We start from the raw sequence: 22172 nt of genomic DNA on the forward strand, positions 1-22172 counted from the left end.
ACAAGCGCGACTACATCTTCAACGGCACCCTGACCGTCACCGCGATCGTCATCTGGCTTCGCGACATCGTCCAAGAGCCATCAGAAGGGCCCTAGCAGCGTGGTAGACAAACCGGCCGAATCCACGAGGAGACCTGGGGCCAGTCCGCCCAGCGGAGTAACCAGTTGGACCGAGGCTGTCGTCGCGCTCAGCACCCGGCTGCGCAGCTCCTCCGGCACCGCCTCATACGTCACTGTGGCCATGATGGGGTTGAGCACTCCGAAGGCGAGACCCTCAACTGCCATGATCACGGCCAGCGGCGCGAAGCTGTCGGTGAAGGCGGCCCCCACGAAGCGCGGCAGGCCCCCGATGAGAAACGCGATCGTGAACACTGGCCACCGCCGAAAGCGGCTGCCCACCATCCCATAGACCAGCACCCCCGTGAGTGCGCAGATCCCGAATGCCGCGTTCAGCAGACTGCGGTCGACACGAGGTTGGCGGCAAGAACCATTGCCAGAGGACGGCGATCAACCGTCAAGAAGACTTCGGACACTACGGTGGTCTCCCATGAGGGAAGCGCCCACCGCGAACGAAGCGATCGCCGGGATCTTGCGGTAATCGCCGGGCAGCGCGGCCTCGCCGACATCCTCGCCGCGGCGCGGGATCAGCAGGACCGCTTGCCCCGCCGCCCGGGCGGACGCAAGGGAGGCGACCACGGCAATTTCCGCTTCGGCCCGGTCCTGTCCTGCCAGCCGGAGGACCCGCTCGGCGACCAGCAGTTCCTCCTGCTCGACCTGGACCTCCTGCAGCTGCTTGACCAACTCCTCGGCGAGCACGTCCACTTCACTCCGGCAAGCGATGATCCGCTCCAGGTCTCCCATACCCTGCGCCCTCCCGCGATCTCACCGCGTACCGCCCCGGTCACGGATCGTAGGAGCGGTCCCGAGACGAGCGCAGCGGAACCCGCGAACCGCCTCAGCCGACAGGGGCAGACGAGCTTCACCATAGACAACCGCCACCGGCCAGCGCGAGCACAGCAGCTCGCCCGCACAGCAGCCCACCTCACCTGCGCATTTCACGAAGCATGGGTCTCACTGAATGGCCAAGGCGGGTACGGGGTCTATGCCCTCTTGGCACCGCCGCTCGTCTCAGCCGGGGTCATCAACGTCAGCAGCCGTGGGCGGTGTTGGAAAGAGCTCCCTGATCGTCTCCTCTCAGCTTCTCCGCATGTACAGTCTGCACGACCAAACCGGGTGGACGGCACTTTCTCCTGCGAGTAGAGGGTGCCTGATTCAGGTTTCACAGCCAACAACTCATACGGCTGCTACCAGGGATTGCAGAGAGGCAGCGAGAGCCTCCACTGTCAGGATGCACAACGTGCATCCTACAGGGATGTAGGTGCATCCATTGTGTGAGCCGTCGACTGCCACCTAGGTTCATCGGCATGACGCAGAGCTGGTTAAGTGAAGGAAAGCACTCCGTCGTGACACTCACATTCGACGTCGACGCGGAAACCGGCGTCCTTTCGATGGGGGAGGGATATGCTGATCACGCGATGGCGATGACTCACCAGGCTTTCGGCCCCGATGTCGGTGTTCCTCGTATCCTCGCCATTCTCGAAGAGCTGGAAGTTCCCGCCACGTTCTATTTTCCGGGGTGGGTCGCCGAGCGCCGGCCGGGGTTGGTGGAGACGGTCGCTGAGGCGGGGCACGAGATCGCGCATCACTCGTACAGTCACGTCCCGGCGTCATCGATGACAGCCGATGAGGAGCGCCGCGACTTCGAGCGGGCGCTGGAGGTGTTCAAGGACATCGGGGTTCCGGTCTACGGCCACCGTGCGGGTCTGTGGGAGGCCAGCTGGCGGACAGCCTCGCTGGTCGCGGAGTATGGGCTGTTGTACGACTCGTCGATGATGAACGACGACCGGCCGTATCGCGTGCCCACCGACAAGGGCGAGATCGTGGAGCTGCCCCCGCACTGGTCGCTGGACGACTGGGAGCAGTATGCGTTCTTGCCGGCTCCGCAGATTGGCACGGTGATGGAGAACCCGCTCAACGTACTGTCCATGTGGAAGCACGAGTTGGACGCCATGCGCCGTCACCAGTGCCTTTTCATGTTGACCAGCCATCCCTTCCTCACGGGTCGTCCAGGCCGGGTCGAAGCCCTCCGTTCCCTCATCGAATACGGCAAGTCCTGCGGTGACGTCGATTTTCTGTCCTGTCGTCAGGTTGCAGAACGTGCACGCGGAGACGAGGTACTCGCATCTCGACCGCTGAGGAAGCCTGACACGGAGCCGGGGCTTTTCCCGGCCTCCTGAGCGTCTGCTCCTGAACTACTTCGCGAAGTCAGCGTCTGACTATCCCGACAGGGGATTTTCTCATGCCGTCTCCGAACGTGTTGTCTCGTTTCTTTGAGCATGCGGTGCGTGCTCCTGAGCGAACAGCCTTGGAATGGCGAGGAGAGGCCACGAGTTACGGGGAACTCCTTCTGCTGGTGACAGCGGCAAGAGCGGCCTTGCGCAAGCGGCTGTCGGCCAGCGGTTTGGTGTGCGTTCCGGCGGTCAGGACACCGCAGACCATCGCCCTCCTCCTTGCCGCCCATGCCCAGGGTATGACGACGCTGGTGCTGTCGTCTGATCTGGGTCGGCAGGCATTGCTGGGCTTGGCCCAGGATGCCGGTGGCAACGATGTGGTGTGGGCTGGGCGGTCGGCCGGCGAGCTGGTCGTTGAGTCCGTTCCGCATGCTGCCAGCAGGAGCATGTCGTCGTCGGACCAGTCGCGTGTGTGTGGCGCATCGCTGGTGTTGATGACTTCTGGAACCACTGGCTCCCCCAAGGCCGTTCCGATCCGCCACGAAGCGGTCGACCGTTTCACCCGGTGGGCGACAAGAACTTTCGCCATCCGACCCGATACCCGGGTGCTCAACTACGCGCCGCTGAATTTCGATCTGGCGCTTCTGGAGGTGTGGGCGGTGCTGAACGCCGGTGCGACCGTCCTGCTGGTGGATCCGGATCGTGCGACGGACGGCCGGTACTTGGCCAGCGTCGCCGAGCGCGCTGACGTCATTCAGGGCGTGCCCTTGCTGTACCGGCTGATCACCGCGGCGGTCGGGGCGCCGTTCCCGGAGGCTCCCCGGCATCTGATCTTCACCGGCGATGTCATTGCGCCGCGATTGGCGGCCCAGGTCGCAGAAGCGTTCCCTGGGGCCAGTTTGCACAACGTCTACGGGTGCACGGAAACGAACGACAGTTTCCACCACCTGGTCAGCCAGACGGACCTCACGAGCGGGTTGCCGCTGCCCATCGGGCGGCCCCTTCCCGGAGTGGACGCGCTGGTCCTGGACCATGGCGATGCTGCGATCGCGGCGGAGGGCAGCGGCGAACTGCTCGTACGCACACCGTTCCAGGCATCCGGGTACCTCGACCCGGCGCACGACGCTGGGCGCTTTGTGTACGTCGGTTCGGTTGCGGCCGCTGCAACTGGCCACAGCGGCGACAGCACGACTCCTTACTACCGGACCGGGGATGTCGTGCGCCGCCTCCGCGACGGCACAGTCGTCCTCGAAGGGCGTAACGCCTTCCACGTTAAGGTCCGCGGGGTAAGGACCAACCTGCAGGAGATCGAACAGGTACTTCTGCGCCACCCCGATGTCACGGACGCCGTGGTCGTAGCGATACCCGACGATCTGGCCGGACACCAGCTCCACGCCACAGTCCGCCGCGGCCAGGGCACCGACCTCAACAGCCTCCAGTTGCGGCAGCACTGCGCGGACCGGTTGGCACGCACTGCGATCCCGAAGCAGTTCGACATCACCGATCACCCGCTGCCGAGCACGCCCACAGGCAAGGCCGACCGGCAAGCCATCCGTGCCCAAGTCAAGGAAGAGGCACCCCATGTCCCTTTGTGACGAGCTGAGGACGCACCTTCGCACCGTCTACGCGCCCGACGTTCCGTTGGAACAGATCACCGACGATCTCGACGTGCTGCACAACGGTGTCATCGACAGCCTCGGAGTCCTGCGTCTGATGGCCTGGCTCGACCAGCGCTACGACATCGCACTGAGCAACGCCGACGTGACGCTCGACGACTTCCGCACCATCTCCTCCATGACAGCCCTCATCGAACGCGAGAAGTCCGCGGGAAGGCACTCATGATCATCCGCACCAAGGAAGACTCCACCACCGTCAACTGGGGCAACGGTCTGAGCCACCGGCTCCTCCTCGCCTCGGACGGGATGGGCTTCGCCTTCGCCGAAACACTGGTGCGTGCCGGCACCAAGTCCGCACTTGAATACCGCAACCACCTCGAAGCCTGCTACTGCATCTCCGGCAGCGGTGAGGTCTTGAGCGCCGACGGAAGCACCAGCGCCAAGCTCAGGCCGGGCGTGATGTATGCCCTCAACGACCACGACCCGCACTACCTGATCGCCGACCCGGGCACAGACATGCGTCTGATCAGCGTCTTCAACCCGCCGATTCACGGGGACGAGCGCCACTCGCTTACCGACAGCGGCTTTTCCGCGTACTGAACGATTCGTGCGCCGGGTTCCCCGCCCTGTGCACCGTGCGGGGAACCCGGGCCCCCTTTAAAGCGCCACTCAACGCTGGCACCGGCACCGAAGGACGTATGCATGACCCCTTGGACCAAAGACCAGGAAGAGCTACGAGCCCTGATCGAGGGTCTCGGTGACACGCTCAGCGATGGCCACGCCTCGCGCGACCAGCTGGAGACTTTCCCGGCCGAGCAGTGGAAGCTGCTCGCCGGCGCCGGCTTGTTCGGCTTGCCGGTCGAGGAGCCGTACGGTGGTCTCGGTCAGGACTTGCTGACCACGATGTTCGTACTGGAGGGGCTCGGATACGGCTGCCGGGACGCCGGGCTGAGCTTTTCGGCCTCCACCCAGATCGTGGCTGCCGGCGTTCCGCTGCAGCGGTTTGGGCACGAGGAACTGAAGAGGCGTTACCTGCCACGCATCGCTTCGGGCGAAGCCATCACCGCCCATGCCATCACAGAGCCCGAAAGTGGCTCCGACGCCCTCAACATGAGGACCACGGCCCGCCAGGACGGCGATTCCTACGTACTCAACGGCAGCAAGACCTTCGTCACCAACGGCCCAGTGGCCGACCTGATCACCGTCTACGCACGAACCGGCGCCACTCCCAGCGTCGGCGCGATCACCGCCATCCTCGTGGAACGCGACACACGCGGTCTCACCATTGGGCGCAAGATCAGCAAAATGGGCCTGCGGACCTCTCCCTTCTGCGAGTTGCACTTCGAAGACTGCCGCATACCGGCGAGCAACGTCATCGGCCGGCCCGGTTCGGGATTCTGGATCTTCGACTACGTCATGAAGCGGGAGATCCTCTGCTCCTTCATCATCAACGTCGGTGAGATGCAGCACCGCCTGGAACGCACCATCGAGTATGCCCGCACGCGGCGGCAGGCCGGCGGTCCCATCAGCAGCCATCAGGCTGTCTCGCACCGGATCGTCGATATGAAGGTCCGGCTGGAGACGGCACGGCTATGGCTGTACGAGACAGCCCGCAAGGTCCAGCTCGGCCGGGACACCACCACCGACGTGGCCATCGGAAAACTCCTGGCGAGTACCGCCAACATGCACAGCGCGAGTGCAGCGCTGCAGATCCATGGCGGATACGGCTACACCAGCGAATACGGCATCGAGCAGCAGCTGCGCGATGCCGTGCCCGGCCTGATCTACTCCGGCACCAGCGACATCCAGAAGAACCGGATCGCGACCATGCTCGGACTGTGAACGGAGCACTGCCATGTCCTCCACCATGCCCCCTTGGCTCCGCCCGACGGCATTCCTCGACTACGAAACCCCCTCCCTGCAGGAGTATGTCGCCAGCGTGACAGCTGGGACGGGCTCCGACCCCCACGAGAGGGCCAGAGCCCTCTACTACGCCGTCCGGGACGGCATCTTCTACGAGGTCTACGGCGCCGACATGAGCCCGGCCGGCCTGCGCGCCAGCGCCGTAATCGAGGCCGGGCAGGGTTTCTGCGTCCAGAAGTCCGTGCTGTACGCGGCTGTGACGCGTGCCGTCGGTATCCCCAGCAGGATCGTCGTCACTCAGGTGCGCAACCATCTGGCCTCCGAACGGATGCGCCGCATGGTGGGCGGCGACGTCTTCATCCATCTCTTCAACGCCATCTACCTGGGCGGCCGCTGGATCAAGACCACTCCAGTGTTCAACAAGGCACTATGCACTCTCTATGGCATGGACACCCTGGAATTCGAACCGGACCGGGACAGCTATCACCACCCTTTCAACCGCGCCGGCCAGACCATGGAGGTCCTCCGCGAGTACGGAGAGTTCGACGACCTTCCCTACGACTGGCTTCTTGCCTTGCTGCGCCAGAAGCATCCGGGCATGTTTGCCGGTGACGAAACGCCCGGTTCAGGCTCCCTGTTGGACGAAGCCCCGGCCGTTTCCGGCCGTACCCGGACATCTGAAAAGAGGCAGTAGCCGCCATGTCCTCTCCTCACTGGCGAGACGACGGCTGGCAGCCCGTCGCCCGCATCGGTGTCATCGCCCCCCATGCCGATGTCGGGCCCGAATCCGAGATAGGCGCCATGCTGCCGTCCGGTGTCGGCCTGCACGCCGCTCGCATGCATTTCGCGGCCATGCGCGCCGGCGGCCTGATGGATCCCACGATCCCCCACGGCCCGGTCCGGTCGTTCACCGATCCCCCGTTCGCGGACCAGGCCGCCGAAATGCTGGCCGCTGCCCCCATCGACGCCATCGGCTGCGGCTTCACCAGTTCGGCCTACAAACTCGGCGCTGACGGTGAAGCGGCGTTCATCGAACGTGTGGAGACGTACACACGCGGCATACCACTCGCCTCCACGTGTGCCTCCGCCGTCATGGGCCTACGGGCCCTGGGCGCGCGAAGGCTGGCGCTGGTCAATCCGCCCTGGTTCGACAGCGACCTTGACACGCTGGGCCTAAAGTACTTCGTGGACCAAGGCTTCGATGTAGTGCACCACGCTCCCTGCGGCCTGCCCAGCTCCCAGTCCCGTATCACGCCGGAGGGACTGTTCGCCTGGATCAGCGACCATGTCATGCCCAGCCGGCCGGATGCTGTCTTCATCGCCGGCAACGGTATGCGCGCTGTCGGCATCATCGACGCTCTGGAAGACGCGCACGGCATCGCTGTCCTGACCGCCAACCAGGTACTGCTGTGGCGCACTCTGCGTATGGCGAAGGCCCCTGTTCGTGTCAGCGGCTACGGGCGTCTGTTTGCAGTGACGTCATAGAGAGCGGGCATCATCCGTGGGCAAACATCCAGTCATCCGGCCGAACGCTGGATGATCCCACATTGAGGGTGGACCGCTGGCAGCGGGACGATGGGCACACCAGGCGGGCAGCACGGCCGGGAGCAACTCTGGAGGAATGCCATGACCGTCAGTGTGAACCCGGCAGACATGACCGTGGAGGCACGGCGGACGATGCTGCTGGGAAGCATCGTTCCCCGTCCCATCGCCTGGACGTCCACCATCGCGCTCGACGGGACGCGGAATCTGGCCCCGTTCAGCTACTGCACTGTCGTGTCCACCACTCCGCCCATGCTCTCCTTGACTCTGGAGCAGAAGGAGGGGGGCGGGGAGAAAGACACGCTGCGCAATCTGAGAACCACCGGTGATTACGTTGTGAATGTCTTGTCGGGCGCCCTGACCGAAGCCATGGTCGCCACCAGCAACGAATATCCACGAGACGTGGATGAGTTCACCGTCGCCGGCGTCACCCCGCTGGCGGCGGACATCGTCCGTGCCGACAGGGTGGCGGAAGCTCCGATCAGCCTGGAATGCCGGCTCGTCCACATCCTGCAGCCGGGCAGCGACACCGTTGTGATCGGCCGCGTCGAACGCTGCCACTTCGCCGACACCGTCATGGACCGTGAGGGCAACATCGATCCCGCCGCCTTTCAGCCGGTCGGTCGGCTCGGACGGGCCTTCGCCTTGATCGAGAACTTGCTGAGCATCCGTGCATGACAGCGGCCGGGCCTCACAGGGCGTCGGCCATGCGCAGGGCGAGGAACAGGTCGGTGCGGTCCTCGATCCTGGACAGGTCGCGTCCCAGCAACTCCTCCAGCCGCTCCAGCCGATGACGCAAGGTGTTCACATGCACGTGCAGCTCCGAGGCCGCAGCACTCAGCCGCCCGTCATGGGCGAAGAAAATCCGAAGGCTTCGCAGTAGATCGGAGTTGTTCTCATGGTCGTATGCGGTGACCGGACTCAGCACGGACTCGGTGAATTCCTCTCGGGTGCCGGGGTCGAGCATGGAAATCAGCAACTCGTGCGACTGGATCCCGTCGAACACCACCACGCCCCCGTTGCGGCGCCTGCGGGCACGTCGGCAGGCATCCCGCGCCTGCAGCAATCCTGTCCGCAACGCCTGATGACCCTGGACGACTCTGGCGACCCCGATGGCAGGGCCGGCGATGCGCGGCCGAGCCCGCAGCTCGTCGAACAGCTTCCTGGCCAGGCGGGGAAACTCCTCCGCGTCGCTGCCCATGTCAGCAACGACAAGGTGTTCCTGCCAGGCACCGGGCACGATCGCGGCAATACCCCGGTCGGTGAAGAACTGCCGCACCCACTCGCCGATCCCATGGCTCGCTGTTCCAGAGTTGCGCAGGCTCAGAGCGAGCACACCGAAGTCTGCTGCCGGGTTCAGCTCAAAGGATTTCAGCCGCGCAGCGAGTTCCTCCGCGCGGTGCGGTCCCGCCAGAGCCATGTCGATGACCTCGCCGGCGAACTGATGCCGCATGGTGGCAACGGCCTTCTGACGGGAGAGGCTGATGGAGACGAAGCGCGTCAACTGGTTGATCTCCCCCCACTCCATGGAGGTGATCTCTGCGAAGGGGCGCCCGTACAGCAGCGTGAACTCCGGCTCGCCGCGACTGCTGACGCCCAGCGCGGAAACAACCGTGCCGTCGGAGAGGGTGACTTCCGACTGCTGTCCCGCGTCACGGGCGACCTGCGACAGCAACTCCGCGTCCGCAGGACCCAGTCCCGGGAATGCCACCTCCAGCAGCCTTCCGAGTCGGTTCGCCAAAGCGACCGGAGCATGTCTGCCCGCGCTGAAGACGGTCAGCAGATGCCGAAGACCGCCGCTTCCCGACGCCGCGGAGATGAGCGCGTCACGCCGCTCGATGCTCTCAAGCAAGCGGGCACTTTTGATCTCCGCGTGCGTGTCGGCCATGTACTGGGTGATGGCGGTGAAGGGAACATCGGCCGGTACCACAAGGAGAGGCAGGCAATGGTCGGTGCAGGCCGCCGTCAGATCCGCAGGCACATCGGCCACGCTGTGCCTCAGCCCGAACGCAAGAGCGACCGCGCCGCCCTCGCGCAGTTGCCTGACGTATTCCTCCGAGGAGCACTCCTCCAACCACAAGCCGTTGGTGATGACCAGCTCCCCGGCATTCAGATACAGGCGGGGATCGGCAAGCTCCGTCACGTGCGTCCAGCGGATCTCTTTGTCGAGTCCCTCCCCCGCTGCCACCACCTCAATACGTAACTGAGAATTTCCGATTAACTCGCGCAATGTCAGCATGAGTACCCTTTGCTTGTCGCCTGATCTCGGATCGTTTCGACTCTTGGTTCCTGACGACGGAAGAACAGATCTTGAAGACTCACCCGGCTCCCGCCCCCTCTCCAACCGCCTCGCGGTGGGCACTTCCCATCGCCCTCCTGGGCGCCTTCGGAGGGTTCACCAGCTTCTATCTGCTGCTGTCGGTCGTACCGGAATACGCACTCCGCGGCGGGGCGGGCCCCAGCGGCGCCGGCCTGACCACCGGTGCGCTGATGACTACGACCGTGGCCGTACAGCCCCTGGTACCCCGCCTGCAAAGGACGTGGGGCAGGTCTGCCACCCTGGCCCTCGGAGGAGTCCTGCTCGGACTTCCCTGCCTGGCCATGAACATGTCGGACACCCTGTCCCTGCTCCTGGCACTGTCCCTGCTGCGGGGCTGCGGGTTCGGCATCGTCGTCGTCATCGGCGTCGCGGCCGTCGCAGACCTCACACCGACCTCACGGTGGGGACGTGGTCTGGGACTGTACGGAGCCGTCGTAGGCGCCGCCGGAATCATCGGCTCCCCTTTGGGCCTGTGGATGGTTCACCGAAGCGGTTACACGCTGGTGTTCATCGCTGGCGCGCTCGCAGCAGCGGGAGTGCTCGTCGCCGCCTTCGGGGCGGCGCCGGTACACTCCGCGACCGGGCGACGGCCTGTCCGCCTGCGCAGTGCAGTGCGCCCGCTGGCGCTTCCGTTCCTCATCGAAGCAGCGAGCACCACCGCATACGGCGTGGTCTTCACGTTCCTGCCGTCGGCCCTGCAGAGCGCACCGGCCTGGACCGCGCCCGCAGCACTGCTCGTCGTCCAGGTCACCTGCACGGTGACCCGGATGTTCTCAGGAGGGCTGGTCGACCGCCTCGGCGGCCCCGTCCTCCTCGTGCCGGCCATCGCCGTGGCCGCTGCCGGAATGTGCGGCTCGGCGTTTCCGCACGCCCCTGCCGTGGTGATCGCAGGAGCGTCCCTCTTCGGCGCAGGATTCGGCGTGATCCAGAACGCGACCCTTGTCGTGATGCTCCGCGCCTCGCAACATGCCGGGGTCGAGCTCGGCAGTGTGGCATGGAACCTGGCCTTCGACGCAGGCACTGGCGTAGGGGCCGTCGCAGGAGGGCTGGTGCTCAGCGCAACAGGCCACGCGCCCCTGTTCTTGGGTACAGCCGTCCTCCTCGCAGTCTCCATCACAGCCGTCCGCCGCAGCGAAGCACTTGTAGACGCACCCGGGTCGTCAGACTGATACTCGCCTCTCACAGACCGGACTGATGTGAGGGCACAGCCGGACCCGCGAGACGGAACAGGCGCTTTGACGCTCACGTGCGTGCCCAGGGCATTCTCCCTCACCACATCTGTCACCCTGCCCGTAACGTCGTCTCAGCTACGCTCAGAGGCAGTTCAAGCTTGCGTATAGCTTTCCCCACCCGGATGAGGCCACCCATCCCATCGGCCCCGGGAACTGCCGTACGTGGGGCCGCGGGCCGACCGCAGAGACCGTCGGCCTGCTCGCCGCCCGCGCCTCGCGCCTGGACCGCGCGCTGAAGAAGATCGCCCGAACGGGTGGCGAGGTGGTGCTGCTGGACGGCACCCTGATACGGACCCGGCGGCGCACCGGCACGACGAACCGGAAGAACTACTCCAGCAAACACAAGTGCCATGGCCTGCTCGTCATCGCCCTCACCGACGACCGGGGCCGCCTGCTGTGGGTCTCGGCGGCCAGCCCCGGACGATCCTCGGAGATCACCGCCTGCCGCCACGACCAGCTCACCGCGAAACTGCGGGTGGCCGGACTCGGCGCCATCGCCGACCTGGGCTTCGTCGGCCTCGACGACAGCGGCCCGGACGCCGACCCGACGGTGATCAGTCGAGTAGCCGAGGGGAATCCCACCCCTCGGCTCTCACAGATCGGAGCGTGACAATCTCTCGTCACTCCGCTCTTGTCCTCCTGGTCACCAGGCCAGTGCAGCCTGTGTCGTGTCCGGCCAGTGCGCGAACATCCGCGGATACCGCTGGGCGATCTCCTGGAGCTTTGCGACGGCCTTCCGCAACCGCAACCGACCCCTGACCCGAGCGCAGAAACTGTCCAACAAAGCACTGGCCGCCGTCCGGTCACCGGTCGAGCACGGCTTCGCCCATCTCAAGAACTGGCGGGTCCTCGGCAAGGTCCGCACCGACCCCGCCTGGGCAACCGCCCTGGTGAGGGCCCTGCTGGTCCTGACGAACCGCGAAGTCTCCCGATGACCGACGATCTTCACCGAAGTCATCCGCCTGCCGCCAGCCTGGCGTCGCGAACCCCACGCACACCAGACCCGTGACCTGCAACTTCACGATGCACCCTGTCCAATGCGTGACCGAGCACCACGGCGGCCAATGCGCATGCCTCGATGCGGTGCCATACGAGTGATCCAGGGCCGGTCAGCCGTATCGCTTCAGCAGGTCGTCATCTGTTCGAGGAAGGGACGGCTGGGATGCCCAGGGCGACGGGTGTTCGGCGCGTGAGGCGGGCCGCGTCGGCTTGCTTGGCTCGGACGAAGGTCAGGGTCAGGTCGATGCCCTCGATCTCGCCGAGCCACTGCTCCTGCTCGGCTCGTTTGCGGCGGAGGATCAGGTCCTTCTCGATCTCCGCGAGCCTGGGCAACATCTTCGGGTTGACCTGCAGCATCGGGCATCGGATGCCCCGTTGACCGAACTAGCCTCGTTGGTCCGTCGGTCCGCCTGCGAGACGGACGGTGACGGTCAGTGCCGACCAGCGGTCCCGAGGCTCGCCCGTTCGTGCTCCCAAATCTGCTGTGATCACGTGCCAACGACGGCTCGTGGAGGTAGAGATGGCAGAACACACGGCGGTGGTACGAGATATTGCGGCGCTGGAGGTACTGAGGACGGGACGAGTCGAAGAGACCGGCGACCCGCTGCTTCCGTACCGGCTGATCGGAAGCGATGGCGTCGAAGTCGACGCGGTCACCGAGTTCCTCCATCACATGCTCGCCGATGACGACAGCCCCGCTTCTCTGCGCTCGTATGCCTATGAACTGCTCTCCTGGTTCAGGTTCTTGGCTGCAATCCACGTTGCGTGGGACCGTGCGGGACGAACGGAGGCCAGGGACTTCGCCCTGTGGCTGAAGACCGTGAAGAAACCGCCGAGGCAACGCCGGCCTGACGCGCCGAGGCCGGGGTCGGCCAACCCGATCACGGGCAAGCAGACGCCCGGCGAGAACTACGCCGACCGGACCAGACGGCACGCGCGGGCGGTCGTCCGGTCGTTCTACGAGTACCACCGCGAGATGCACGGTCTCCCGCTGGTCAACCCGTTCCCCAAGGCCAGGACAGCCGAAGACGAACACGTCAACGCGCACCACAACCCGATGCAGCCGTTCCGTCGGCCATCCCGGCGGGCGGAATACCAGCCGCGCGAGCCCCGCCGGATTCCACGCAGCATCCCCGACCAGGCGTTCAACGAATTGTTTGCCGGGCTCGCGTCGCACCGGGACCGCGCACTGGTTGCGTTCTATATCTCGACCGGCGCCCGGGCCTCCGAGTTGCTCAGTTCGACCCGGAGCCTGGCCGTTCCGGAAGACCAGCTCATCGGCGTGGTCCGTAAAGGCAGCCGGGCACTTCAGCACCTGCCGGCCTCGGCAGACGCGTTCGTCTGGCTGAAGCTCTATCAGCACCAGATGCGCGAGCTGGTACCTGCCGGGCCGGACGAACCGCTGTGGTGGACGCTTCGACGTCCGTTTCGCCAGCTGGAGTACGACGCGGCCCGGATGGTCTTCAACCGGGCCAATGCCGTGCTCGGTTCGAACTGGACCCTGCATGACCTGCGGCATTCCGCGGCCAAGAGGATGATCCGCGATCCGCACCTGACCCTCACGGACGTCCAGTGGGTCCTCGGTCACGCTCACATCACCACAACTGAGCTTTACCTCTCGCCCGCGCAGGACGAGGTCGTCGCCCAGATCCTTGCCCATCACGCGCGTCAGCGCGCGGAACGGGAGAAGCCGCCGGCGCCGCCCGCCCCCGGCTATCGGCCTGAAGTGCTTGAAGCGCTCCTCGGCCCGTCGGCCCCTGGCGGAGGCAACAGGTGAGCATCGCAACGGAGAGCGCGGACGCGAAGTCAGCGGCAGAGCGCGCTCAACCACCGAATCAGAACCGTCCGGAGGCATGGCCTGCTCGGCCTGCGGCACAGGAGTGGTCGCAGACCACGCTCAATCGGGCGGAGGTCACCGCGAGGCTCCTGGAGCTGTTCACCGCACCGGCCCAGGGCCGCCCACGGGACACCATCCGACGGCGTGGGCTGAATCGCCTCCTGGACTGGCTCGAACAGCAGCCGGGGGCCACTTGGCAGGACCGATGGCTGGCCAGCGGCGCCGATGACGCCGGCCGGGACTGGACCGAGCTGGCACTTGCGCCGCATGCGGCCGGCTACCACCGTGGGGACTTGAGTACCGGGGTGCTGCTGATGGTCTGCGGCCAGGTCATCCGCCCCTCCTACCGCTGGCTGCTGGCTCAGCGACAAGCGAAGATGCTGGCCGAGGCGAGGGCCGCGATCGACCCGGGCGGCTTTGCCCGCCTTGAGGCCCTTCGCCCCGCCGGCCTCATCCGGACCGATGCTCTGAACAGGATCACCTGGATCGCGCTCCACAAGGGTGGTCGCGTCGAGGAGATCACCGTGGGCGACTGCCTTGAGCTTGTGGCCGCACTGGAACAGCATCATTACCGCGGCAGCGCGGGCAGGCCACTGTTCTACGCCCTCCTGGCCGAGAGCGGCGTGCTCCCCTCCGACGCGCCACCTAGACTCCGCGCCGCAGTGCTGCCCGGCAAGCGAAGTATCGAGCAGATCATCGACGGCTACGGCATCATCTGCACGCCGGTACGCGACCTGCTGGTCGACTACTTCACCGAACGCTCGGCGGACCTGGACCACAACTCCGTACGCTCCATCGCCGGAACCCTCTGCAAGCGGTTCTGGAGCGACCTGGAGATCCACCACCCGGGCATCGAATCGCTGCGGCTGCCCGCCGAGGTCGCGAAGGCATGGAAGGAACGGCTCCAGCACGTTCAGACCCCTGGCGGAGGATCGCGGCCTCGCGCGGGCTACCGTCACGAACTCGTCTTCGTCCGCGCCTTCTACCAGGACATCGCGCGCTGGGCGGCGGACGACCCGGCACGGTGGGGACCGTGGGTCGCTCCCTGCCCGATCAAGGCGAACGAGTGCTCCCAGAAGAAGGTTCGACTACGCCGCAAAGCCGCGATGGACCAGCGCACCAGGACCCAACTGCCGGCCTTGCCCGCCCTGGTGCGGGCGGTCGAGCGCAACCGCAAAGCCGCCGAAGAGCGCTTAAGCCTGGCCAAGAGCGCTCCCGTCGACGCGCTGTTCACCGCGACCGGATCGGAGTTCTCGCGCTGCCGCACGGGCGAGTCCGGCCGGGTCTTCGTCCGCGACCTGGCCACCGGCAAGCGGCGCGACCTCACCCACGAGGAGGACGTCGCCTTCTGGGCCTGGGCCATCGTCGAAGTGCTCCGCCACACCGGCATCCGTATCGAGGAACTGCTCGAACTCACCCACCACAGCTTCGTCGCCTACACCTTGCCGACCACCGGCGAAGTCGTGCCCATGCTCCAGATCGCCCCGTCGAAGACCGATCGTGAACGACTGCTGCTGGTCTCCCCGGAACTCGGGGAAGTCCTCACCGCCGTCATCTTCCGGGTTCGCGCCGGGCACGCGGCGCTGCCTCTCGTGTCCGCCTACGACGTCTTCGAACAGGTCTGGAGCCCGCCCCTACCGTTCCTGTTCCAGCGCCGCCACGGGACCGAGCATCATGCCCTCACCCGCAGCTTCGTCCGCACCTCCCTGATCCGGGCACTCGCTACGGCCACGCTCACCGATGTCAGCAACCAGCCGCTGACGTTCACGCCGCACGACTTCCGCAGGCTGTTCATCACCGATGCCATCCGCACCGGGCTGCCTCCTCACATCGCCGCCGTGATCTGCGGCCATCAGGTTCTCGACACCACAATGGGTTATGCGGCGATCTATTCCGACGATGTCATCGCCCACCACCGGGCCTTCATCGCACGTCGCAGAGCCGAGCGCCCCGGCGAGGAGTACCGCAGCCTCACTCCAGATGAATGGCAGGAATTCCTCGGCCACTTCGAGCTCCGGAAGGTCGCGCTCGGCATCTGCACCCGCGACTACGGCAGCCCCTGTGTCCATGAACACGCCTGTGTCAGATGCCCCCAACTTCGGCCGGATCCAGATCAGATGCCTCGTCCCGAAGAGATCCACGACAACCTCCTCGACCGCCTGAAGGAAGCAAAAGAACAAGGATGGCTCGGCGAGGTCGCCGCCATCGAGACAAGCTTGGCCGCCGCCGAAGACAAGCTCTCCTCGATGCGTGAGATGACCGCCAAACACACCACCACCAGCCTCGGCATGCCCGACTTCCACCCATCCGTCGGTCGGCGCACACCAGGCAGCTGACGCCAAGACCAGCACCTACGTCAAGCCACCTTGACGTCAGGATGGCCTGACGAAATACTCGGTGCCATGTCTACTCCCGATGAGCTTGAGCGCCAGTTCACGCTGCTGACCGCGGTGGCACGCTATGACGCGCTGCGGGCCCGCGACGCCTTGGCGTCACCGGTCGATGAGGATTCTCCGCCCGACGCCGGCGCAGAGCCTCTGACACGCGGCGAGGCATTGGAGCTTCTCGCGCTGGGTGAAGTCATCGCGCGGAAGGCGGGCTACGGGCGCCAGTTGTCCGTGCGCTCCGCCCGCGGGGCCGGTGCGTCGTGGTCGCAGATTGGTGCAGCCCTGGGAACCAGCAAGCAGGCCGCGTGGGAGGCGCACAGCCGCTGGATCGATGAACAAGCCGAGCCGCAGCGTGACGGCCACTGGGGCTGGGACGAAACCGACACCGCAGCCGCGCGCGCACTCGCCGGCCAGCCCGAAGGAGAGGACACCGAATGACCGAGCACGCAGATGCCGCGGTCCGCTCCTTCACCCTGGACATCCCGCAGACGGACCTGGACGACCTGGCCGCTCGTCTGGCCGCCACCAGGTGGCCGGACGAGTTGCCCGATGTCGGCTGGTCCCAAGGAGTTCCGCTGGCCTACCTCAAAGAGCTGGCCGAATACTGGCGCACCTCCTACAACTGGCGCGAGCACGAGGCACATCTGAACCGGTTACCCCAGTTCACAACCGAGATCGACAACACCAACATCCATTTCCTGCACATCCGCTCCGCGAAGAAGGATGCGCTGCCGCTGTTGATCACCCACGGCTGGCCCGGATCCATCGTGGAGTTCCTCGACGTCATCGGTCCCCTGGCCGACCCCCGCTCCCACGGCGGCGACCCGGCCGATGCCTTCCACCTGGTCATTCCCACCATGCCGGGATACGGGCTGTCCGGGCCGACCCACGACGGCGGCTGGGACGTACACCGCGTCGCCAAGGCATGGGCCGAGTTGATGCAGCGCCTGGGCTACCACCGCTACGGCGCACAAGGCGGCGACTGGGGACACGCGATCACCCGGGAACTGGCCGCCATCGACACCGACCATGTCGTCGCTATCCACCTCAACACCCTACTGACGCCCCAGCGACCCGGCCGAAGCAGCCGAACTCACCGACGACGACCAAGCGCGGCTTGACCTGCTGACCAGGGCGGAGCCCGAGATGTCGGGCTACGCGAAGATCCAGGGCACCCGGCCACAGACCCTGGCCTACGCACTCACCGACTCCCCGGTCGGCCAGCTCGCCTGGATCGTTGAGAAGTTCAAGGAGTGGACCGACTGCATCGACGTTCCCGAGGACGCTGTCACCCGCGACCGGCTCCTGACCAACGTCATGCTCTACTGGCTCACCGCCACCGCAGGATCATCCGCCCGCCACTACTGGGAAGCCTTCCACCCCTCCCGGCCACCACGCACTGAGCCGCTCGAAACACCGACAGGCGTGGCAGTCTTCGCGGCCGACCTGGCCCGCCCCGTCCGTCAACTCGCCGAACGACACCACAACATCGTCCGCTGGTCCGAGTTCGACCGCGGCGGCCACTTCGCCGCGATGGAAGAACCCGACCTGTTCACCGACGACATCCGCGCCTTCTTCCAACCGTTCCGCTGACGGCCCGACCCATGCATGCTTCTTCCGACACCCCTCGCCGGCGACGACACGCCCGAAAACACGGCCGCAGCAAGATTCTTTCCAGTAACTTCCGGTGAGCCTTGCGCCCCAGCAGTACCGACCAAGATCAGTTCGGTTAAGCAGGCGTGTTCATGATGGCAAGGCGATCCGTAGGGGCGAGCGCAGTTGCCGAGTTCGACCTTGCGCTTGTCGAAGTGTTCCTCGAACTCCTCCCACTGGTCGGGGGTCATGTCGTCGTACTCCTCCTCGGGCCGGAGCGATCTGCGGTGGTTTAGGAACTCCTGGTAGTGCTTGACGATGTCGTCGCCGAACACCGCGACGTAACCCTGCGTGGTCTGCAGATTCAGGTGTCCGAGCAACGCGGCTCCGATGTGGATGGGCAGACCGCCATTAACAATGTCGGTGGCGAAGAGCCTGCGGAAGTCGTGCGGGGTGAACGTGGCGAACGCCGGGTTGCTCTCGCTGATCTCCGCGCAAGTGCGGGTGAGCATGTTGAGGACGGTGCCGGCGGCCATGACCCCCCGGACGGTGCCGAGCTGGCGTTGCAGCAGGAACGGCATGGGCTCTGACCAGGTCTTCTCGTGGGGGTCGTAGCGGCTGACCAGCGGAATGGTCCGTGTACTGCGCGTCTGGCGGCGGACGATCTGGGCGACGGCGTGGAAAAGCTCGGCGGACATGGGAATGACACGCTCGCGATCGCTCTTGGACGGGGCGATCACCAGGAGCGCGATGACCTCGCCGTTGGCCCGCTGATATTGGCGGATGCTGAGGTGGGTCAGCTCGCAGAGCTCCTCGACACGAATGCCGCTGTGCCGCAGGACCTCGACGGCCGCCCACTCCCAGAACGCCGCGTCCTCGGCCATGGTCACGTGAATGGTCTCGCCGGTGACGTGGTCGATGACCCGAACAGACGGGTCGGAGAGGACGGCTGCCCGGCGCCGGTCATCCCGGGAGTCGGTACGGCTGTAGCTGCGTCCCTGGTGCACGAAGGGGAACCCAAGGGGACCGGTGTCGCGGCTTCGAGCAGGCTGGCCAGATGCTCGTAGCGCGCCTCGACATGCTGAACGAGCACGGGCAGCAGCGGCTGGCGGACTCGGGTCCTGTTGGCCATCCGCCGGTTGATCTCCCGGCTCCGTTTCCCGAAACCCTTGAGATCGCGCGGCATGATCGGGCAGGGGGCCACCCACTGTGCCCACCGCTCGGGTTCGGTGATGGCCCAGCTGTGCAGGTCGACGTACAGGCCACGGACGGCCAACAGGATGCTGGCGGCGCCCTTGCGGAGCTTGGTGCGGTCTCGCTGCTGGTACTGGAGCTCGGCTCGCCATTGGTCGTAGACCTCTGAACTGAGCGCGAGATCCTGCTGGCTGGGGTTGATGCGCTCGACGGTCGCCCAGAACAGGCTAGCCAGATTACGGGAGAGCGCTTCAATGGTGATGTAGTCGCTGTCCGCGCGTCGCCGGATGAGGTAGTCGATCAGTAGCTGGCGGACGCCGGCGTTCCTGATGCGATAGCGGTCGACGAGTTCCTCGACGGTGGACTGGCCGTTGTAGATGAAGGTCCGCAGCGTCGGGGCGGTCCCGGGCGGGAAGTGCCCCATCCGATGCAGGATCTCCCAGGCGGCCAGAGCCGCGAATCGGGTGGTGTTGTTGGTGGCGCCGGGAGTCAGGCCAAGCCGCTTGTTCTCCAACGCGTAGTGCAGCAGGGCGGACGGCGTCAGGTGCTCCAGCGCGATGCCCTGCGTGGTGAGCGCGCAGGTGAGGTCGAACTTAGCCCGCCGGCGGTGCACCAGGTGCAGGTGCGACTGGGCATCGACCATCGCGAAGAACTCGTCCAGCCGCGGGTCGTTCTGAATGATCCGGAACGGCTCGGCGTAGTCGGTGAACGTGTTGGCCCTGAACCCGGGCACGGACGGCTGGATGATCCGCAGGGCAAATGCCATCTTGAGCGCAGAAGCCAGGCAGCTGCTGTGGTAGCGGACCTCGGGCCGCCCCAGGACGGTGACCGACGGAGCGTTCACGTCGTTGAAGCCACTGGCTTCCCACCGTTCCTGCCACGTGGTCCCCGGCAGGGTTGCCAGGTGATGGAACAACATCCGGATGCCAGCCCTGCGCTGCTCGGCTGATGACCCGCTCTGGCCCGGCAGGATGTCCAGGGCCATGCCGCACAAATCGACGACCTCCGCCTGCGAGAGGTCCCCGAACGGGGCCGGCGGATTCTCCGGCCGTGGGGCCGGTGCCGCTTTGAGGGCGGCGCTGGTGAACGGGGTCGATGGAGGGCAGGGCACCTCGCGGAAGGTCTGCCGACGATTGCGGGCCGTGTAGGTGTCGAACGTGGTGCGGCTATCCACCGAACACCGCCTCGACCTCGGCGGGGTCGTATCCCGGTGCGAAGCTCCGCTCGACGCGGGGCTGGTTGTAGTGCTGCTGCAGGGCATCGAAGAGGTCCTCGACGCGGGCGTTGAGGTAGCGGCCGGTGGTCGCCAGGTCGGTGTGCCGCATGATCACCCGCACTTGAGCGAGGGTGAGGTTAGGGTCATTGGCCATCCGGTTCGCGGCGGTATGCCGCAGGTCATGCAGAGTCCAGTTCGTCTTGAGTTTCTCGTTTGCCCGCTGCAAAACGCGCCTCATCGCCCAGTAGCTCAGCGGCTTGTCGGCTCCGCGGAGGGTGCGGAAAACCGGCTCGTGGGCCGCCGGCAGACCCGCCTGGTCGAGGTAGGCCGCCAGGACGACCAGGGCCTGCGGACTGGCCGGGACCGGTTCACGGTCGTCGGTGCCCTTGGTCACCACGTAGATGTGCTGACCGGGCCAGTCGATGTCGCCGGGTGTGACGCCCAGGAGCTCACCGGCCCGAGAGCCACTGGAGACGTAGAGCAAGATCGCCGCCCGGTCCCGGGTGTGTGCCATCGCATCGAAGAGCTCATCCCACATCGCGTCCGGGATCGCGCGCGGGTCGGTCTGCCGGACGCGCTGCCGCAGACGGGCCCGTCGGAACACTGGCATGGCGGCGCGCGGTGGGCCAGGGCCTGGCGTTGCGCCCGCGATTCCGGCACTGGATTCACCAGCGGACCACGGTTGTGGTGCTGGTGGAAAGCGTAGAAGCTGCTGACCACGGTGAGGTTGTGGTTGATCGTAGCGGGCGCGTAACCGGCCTTGAGGTAGCGCTTGCCGGTCCGCAGGTTCACCGAGCCCGGCGGCGGAGCGTCGGGGCTCCTCCGGCCTCGCTGCGGGTTCTCAGCGGTACGCAGCCAGCCCACCAGCGCGGAGACTTCGGCCTCGGTGGCCCGCTCCCAGTCCACTCCGAGGAACCACAGCAGCCTGTACCAACGCAACATGTCGTACGCGTAGCTTCGGCTGGTCAACGGCCGATTGTCGTCGAGTGCGAGCTCGCGGAGATAAGCCGCGACGGGTTCGACGACGCCGCCGGAGGCATCGAGGACTGCATATCGGGGATGCACGGTCTCCAGCTCGACGACAGAGCCGACACGGGGCACACTGGCCCGCCCCTCGATCAGCTCACGATGTAGATCCTGCAACTCTGCTCCCTGGTGTTCAGTTCACCCCGCTCAACGAGCCAGAGAAGGTGCAGTTAACACAGCAGCTGTGCGGCCCGTCGTGGTGTTGGGCGAGGGGGACGAGCATGTCCTCGCGGACGCCGACGTTGCGGTAGAAGTCGAGGTACTTCTCCTCGTCGGCGTCGAGGTCGTCCAGATCGAAGTCGACCTGGGGAATGGTCTTCCGGAACGACGCCGGTTCGGCGGGAGACAATAAGGGCCTTCGGTGAAGATCAACGCCGTTGCGCCGGAGCCGACGGCGATGTGCTGGGGGGAGCTGGGACCTTCGGGGACCGCGTCGCGGGGATCCGGCGAGCGGCGAACAGCGCGGCTCGTCCGGCGTCGGTGAGCGTGACCGGCTGGCCGGCTGGCCGGCTGGCCGGCGTGCACGGGGTGGCCCGTGTCCCGGACGACCAGACCGGTGTCCTCCAGCCGGAGCAGCTTGGCGTGCGGGATGCGGGTGCCGGAGGCTGTCGAGACGCTCATCCGGCCGGTGAGCAGGTGTTCGTAGAGCTTGGCTCCGCCGGCGGTGGCGAGCAGCGCCGCCTGGTCGTCCGTCGAGAGCTGCTTCGCGTCGGGCGCTGCTGCGGCTTCGATGGGTTCCAGGGCGGCGGCGTCCCGCGCGTCGGCGGCCTCTTCCAGCTGTTCCGCTGTACGGTCGATGCGTGTGAACAGGGCGTCATCGACGTCGAACTCGCCGCTGGAGAGGCGGTTGAGGAGGCGCAGGTAGAAGGTGACGCCGGTCTGGGCCGTGGCCAACTCGCGGTGCCGGGCGACCAGATGGGCGTGGGGATCGTCGAGGACGCCACGGTCGCGGAAGTCCCACAGAGTGTCGATGTCGTGGCCGGTGACGGCTTCGATGTGGTGGTCGAGCGGGGAGACCGTTCGCCGAGCTGCGGGCAGTGCGGGTTCAGGGGGCATA

General features: G+C 66.1%; 20 protein-coding genes and 3 pseudogenes. 15 read left to right on the plus strand and 8 right to left on the minus strand.

Annotated features, from left to right (window positions below):
* Positions 1 to 80: 80 nt before the first annotated feature.
* Together ACGFZQ_RS49660 and ACGFZQ_RS49665 are read right to left on the minus strand one after the other, a co-directional pair.
* Positions 81 to 455, minus strand: a complete 375-nt coding sequence (locus ACGFZQ_RS49660; protein WP_393846165.1) for an MFS transporter — start codon at positions 453 to 455, stop codon at positions 81 to 83.
* Between the two features lie 51 nt (positions 456 to 506).
* On the minus strand, positions 507 to 860 hold the full coding sequence (locus ACGFZQ_RS49665; RefSeq protein WP_393846104.1) for a hypothetical protein: 354 nt from the start codon (positions 858 to 860) through the stop codon (positions 507 to 509).
* 563 nt (positions 861 to 1423) lie between these two features.
* On the opposite strand from ACGFZQ_RS49665, the gene ACGFZQ_RS49670 reads away from it, so the two are divergent.
* The 8 genes from ACGFZQ_RS49670 (at position 1424) to ACGFZQ_RS49705 (ending at position 7989) form a co-directional block, all read left to right on the plus strand.
* Positions 1424 to 2296 (plus strand): polysaccharide deacetylase, encoded by an 873-nt coding sequence (locus ACGFZQ_RS49670; RefSeq protein ID WP_393846105.1) that lies wholly within the window; start codon positions 1424 to 1426, stop codon positions 2294 to 2296.
* Positions 2297 to 2358: 62 nt separating this feature from the next.
* Entirely contained in the window at positions 2359 to 3885 is a 1527-nt protein-coding gene (locus ACGFZQ_RS49675; protein WP_393846106.1) for an AMP-binding protein, read from the plus strand.
* Positions 3872 to 4132 (plus strand): acyl carrier protein, encoded by a 261-nt coding sequence (locus ACGFZQ_RS49680; protein WP_393846107.1) that lies wholly within the window; start codon positions 3872 to 3874, stop codon positions 4130 to 4132. Before ACGFZQ_RS49675 ends, ACGFZQ_RS49680 begins: the two co-directional genes overlap by 14 nt.
* Positions 4129 to 4506: an ectoine synthase gene (locus tag ACGFZQ_RS49685; protein ID WP_393846108.1), complete on the plus strand. Its 378-nt coding sequence runs from the start codon at positions 4129 to 4131 to the stop codon at positions 4504 to 4506. Before ACGFZQ_RS49680 ends, ACGFZQ_RS49685 begins: the two co-directional genes overlap by 4 nt.
* 102 nt (positions 4507 to 4608) lie before the next feature.
* Positions 4609 to 5748 (plus strand): acyl-CoA dehydrogenase family protein, encoded by a 1140-nt coding sequence (locus ACGFZQ_RS49690; protein ID WP_393846109.1) that lies wholly within the window; start codon positions 4609 to 4611, stop codon positions 5746 to 5748.
* A gap of 13 nt (positions 5749 to 5761) precedes the next feature.
* Complete coding sequence (locus ACGFZQ_RS49695) at positions 5762 to 6463, plus strand: transglutaminase family protein (RefSeq protein WP_393846110.1); 702 nt, start codon at positions 5762 to 5764, stop codon at positions 6461 to 6463.
* Between the two features lie 5 nt (positions 6464 to 6468).
* Entirely contained in the window at positions 6469 to 7254 is a 786-nt protein-coding gene (locus ACGFZQ_RS49700; protein WP_393846111.1) for a maleate cis-trans isomerase, read from the plus strand.
* Positions 7255 to 7395: 141 nt separating this feature from the next.
* Entirely contained in the window at positions 7396 to 7989 is a 594-nt protein-coding gene (locus ACGFZQ_RS49705) for a flavin reductase family protein (protein ID WP_393846112.1), read from the plus strand.
* A 13-nt stretch (positions 7990 to 8002) separates the two neighbouring features.
* Here ACGFZQ_RS49705 and ACGFZQ_RS49710 read toward each other — a convergent pair whose 3' ends face one another.
* Positions 8003 to 9550 carry a PucR family transcriptional regulator gene (locus ACGFZQ_RS49710; protein ID WP_393846113.1) on the minus strand — a complete coding sequence of 516 codons (1548 nt, stop codon included), beginning with the start codon at positions 9548 to 9550 and terminating at the stop codon, positions 8003 to 8005.
* Between the two features lie 71 nt (positions 9551 to 9621).
* Here ACGFZQ_RS49710 and ACGFZQ_RS49715 point away from each other — a divergent pair, with 71 nt between their 5' ends.
* The 3 genes and pseudogenes from ACGFZQ_RS49715 to ACGFZQ_RS49725 all read left to right on the plus strand — a co-directional run.
* Complete coding sequence (locus tag ACGFZQ_RS49715) at positions 9622 to 10800, plus strand: MFS transporter (RefSeq protein WP_393846114.1); 1179 nt, start codon at positions 9622 to 9624, stop codon at positions 10798 to 10800.
* 325 nt (positions 10801 to 11125) lie between these two features.
* Positions 11126 to 11473, plus strand: coding sequence for a transposase family protein (locus ACGFZQ_RS49720; RefSeq protein ID WP_393846115.1), 348 nt, complete (start codon positions 11126 to 11128; stop codon positions 11471 to 11473).
* A gap of 133 nt (positions 11474 to 11606) precedes the next feature.
* Positions 11607 to 11798 (plus strand): annotated as a pseudogene (locus tag ACGFZQ_RS49725) (transposase family protein); the annotation flags it as partial.
* A 199-nt stretch (positions 11799 to 11997) separates the two neighbouring features.
* Here the strand turns inward: ACGFZQ_RS49725 and ACGFZQ_RS49730 are convergent.
* Positions 11998 to 12219 (minus strand): recombinase, encoded by a 222-nt coding sequence (locus tag ACGFZQ_RS49730; RefSeq protein ID WP_393846116.1) that lies wholly within the window; start codon positions 12217 to 12219, stop codon positions 11998 to 12000.
* Positions 12220 to 12382: 163 nt separating this feature from the next.
* Between ACGFZQ_RS49730 and ACGFZQ_RS49735 the strand changes: the two genes are divergently transcribed.
* From ACGFZQ_RS49735 to ACGFZQ_RS49750, 4 genes and pseudogenes are all read left to right on the plus strand, one after another.
* Positions 12383 to 13639, plus strand: a complete 1257-nt coding sequence (locus ACGFZQ_RS49735) for a tyrosine-type recombinase/integrase (RefSeq protein ID WP_393846117.1) — start codon at positions 12383 to 12385, stop codon at positions 13637 to 13639.
* The gene (locus ACGFZQ_RS49740) at positions 13636 to 16035 is read left to right on the plus strand and encodes a tyrosine-type recombinase/integrase (RefSeq protein ID WP_393846118.1); all 2400 of its coding nucleotides are present in this window, start codon (positions 13636 to 13638) and stop codon (positions 16033 to 16035) included. The genes ACGFZQ_RS49735 and ACGFZQ_RS49740 overlap by 4 nt, the downstream gene beginning before the upstream one ends.
* A 66-nt stretch (positions 16036 to 16101) precedes the next feature.
* Positions 16102 to 16524, plus strand: a complete 423-nt coding sequence (locus tag ACGFZQ_RS49745; RefSeq protein ID WP_393846119.1) for a hypothetical protein — start codon at positions 16102 to 16104, stop codon at positions 16522 to 16524.
* Positions 16521 to 17679 (plus strand): annotated as a pseudogene (locus tag ACGFZQ_RS49750) (epoxide hydrolase family protein). Before ACGFZQ_RS49745 ends, ACGFZQ_RS49750 begins: the two are co-directional and overlap by 4 nt.
* A gap of 344 nt (positions 17680 to 18023) precedes the next feature.
* Here ACGFZQ_RS49750 and ACGFZQ_RS49755 read toward each other — a convergent pair.
* The 4 genes and pseudogenes from ACGFZQ_RS49755 to ACGFZQ_RS49770 form a co-directional block, all read right to left on the minus strand.
* Positions 18024 to 18563, minus strand: a pseudogene (locus ACGFZQ_RS49755) (tyrosine-type recombinase/integrase); the annotation flags it as partial.
* 2 nt (positions 18564 to 18565) lie between these two features.
* On the minus strand, positions 18566 to 20047 hold the full coding sequence (locus ACGFZQ_RS49760) for a hypothetical protein (protein WP_393846120.1): 1482 nt from the start codon (positions 20045 to 20047) through the stop codon (positions 18566 to 18568).
* Positions 20040 to 20699 (minus strand): tyrosine-type recombinase/integrase, encoded by a 660-nt coding sequence (locus tag ACGFZQ_RS49765; protein WP_393846121.1) that lies wholly within the window; start codon positions 20697 to 20699, stop codon positions 20040 to 20042. The genes ACGFZQ_RS49760 and ACGFZQ_RS49765 overlap by 8 nt, the downstream gene beginning before the upstream one ends.
* A 563-nt stretch (positions 20700 to 21262) precedes the next feature.
* Complete coding sequence (locus tag ACGFZQ_RS49770) at positions 21263 to 22171, minus strand: hypothetical protein (RefSeq protein WP_393846122.1); 909 nt, start codon at positions 22169 to 22171, stop codon at positions 21263 to 21265.
* Position 22172 lies beyond the last annotated feature (1 nt).

Origin of the sequence: Streptomyces sp. NPDC048254 (assembly GCF_043201895.1) — a bacterium.
Classification (GTDB): Bacteria; Actinomycetota; Actinomycetes; order Streptomycetales; family Streptomycetaceae; genus Streptomyces.